This is a genomic window from Paludisphaera soli (genome assembly GCF_011064595.1).
Classification (GTDB): Bacteria; Planctomycetota; Planctomycetia; order Isosphaerales; family Isosphaeraceae; genus Paludisphaera; species Paludisphaera soli.
This window is the reverse complement of the sequence record NZ_JAALJI010000114.1, coordinates 1-1,149: the sequence shown is the minus strand read 5'-3', so window position 1 is coordinate 1,149 and position 1,149 is coordinate 1. Positions and strand designations below refer to the sequence as shown.

Annotated in this window: 3 protein-coding genes; all 3 read right to left on the bottom strand. The window is 71.2% G+C overall.

Annotated features, from left to right (window positions below; translation table 11 throughout):
* Positions 1-169 precede the first annotated feature (169 nt).
* Complete coding sequence (locus G6O68_RS32615) at positions 170-478, bottom strand: LexA family protein (protein ID WP_206108295.1); 309 nt, start codon at positions 476-478, stop codon at positions 170-172.
* 13 nt (positions 479-491) lie between these two features.
* Positions 492-800 (bottom strand): hypothetical protein, encoded by a 309-nt coding sequence (locus G6O68_RS31845; protein WP_165253786.1) that lies wholly within the window; start codon positions 798-800, stop codon positions 492-494.
* Positions 797-1,149 (bottom strand): hypothetical protein (locus tag G6O68_RS31840; protein ID WP_165253784.1); only part of this gene is annotated, 353 nt, incomplete at its 5' end. The genes G6O68_RS31840 and G6O68_RS31845, both read right to left, overlap by 4 nt.

Genomic DNA, 1,149 nt, shown 5'->3' with positions numbered 1-1,149 from the left:
TGATCAGCCCCGCGTCGAGCCACTTCGCGACGGTCCAGGGTCGCACGCCGCCGAGCGCGGCGGCCTGGTTCATAGTCAACTCGCAGGCCGAAGCCGCATCCTTCGCGTCCACCTTCAGCATCGTCGCCATCGGCCAGCCCTCGCTTCGCGTCCCTGGTAAATCCGCCGGTCACTCCGTCACGGCGGTCTCGGTCTCTCGGGGCCGCCCGCACGTCGGGCAGCACCCCACTTCGCGGCAGATCGTCACCGGCACCCACGAGCGGGACCGGCCGTCGCGGGGTCGCTTCAGGAGGCCCTTCTTCGCGAGGGCCTTCAGGTGGCACATCACCCCGTTCGGGCTCTTGATGGCCAACGCCTCGCCGATCTCGCGGACGGTCGGCAGGACGCCGTTCGCGTCGCGGTAGGCGACGAGGAACGCCAGGATTTCCAGCTGCCTCGCGGTGGGCGGCGACGGCGGGGCTTCGGTCGCGGTCGACATCGGCGGTCCTCCGTCAGTTGTTGGAAGGGGCGGCCCTCAGGGCGGCGCGGCCCGCGTACACGCTCGCGGGCGGGTTGGTGGCGGTCGCCAGGGCGTCGGCCGCGGTGCCGGCCTGGCCGGACAGCGCGGCGATCGTCGCCAGGGCCATCAGGACGGCGGTGTCGTCGTCGCCGGCCTGGTACGGGGTCTCGACGGCCGAGGCAAGCGCCCGCAGGATGATCCGGCGATCGTGGGCCGTCGCCGATTCGAGCCTGGCGTGGCACAGGCATATCGCGGCGTCCACGAGGCGGTCGACGTCGGCGTGCGTTCGGGGCTCGTTCACGCGGATTCCCTCCGAGTCTTGAGGACGTGCATCTCGGCGATCGGGACGTGGATCACCGGCTCGCGGTCGGTCCTCGCTTTCACGAGCTGCCGACAGCCGGCGATCTCGAGGCGGCGGGCGTCGATGCGGTCGACCTCGATCCAGCGGACCTCGTCGCCGGCGAACCGCACGGCGAAGATCGAGGGGACGGCGGTGTAGACGAAGCTCATCGTGAGGGCGAGCCACTTGCGCTGGTTCAGGAAGACGGTCGGGAAGGCGTCGGGGCCGTGGCTCCGCGTCTTCAGCTCGACGTAGGCGACGATCCGGCCGTCCCGCAGGGCGTACCAGTCGATCGGGTTGAACCGCCCGC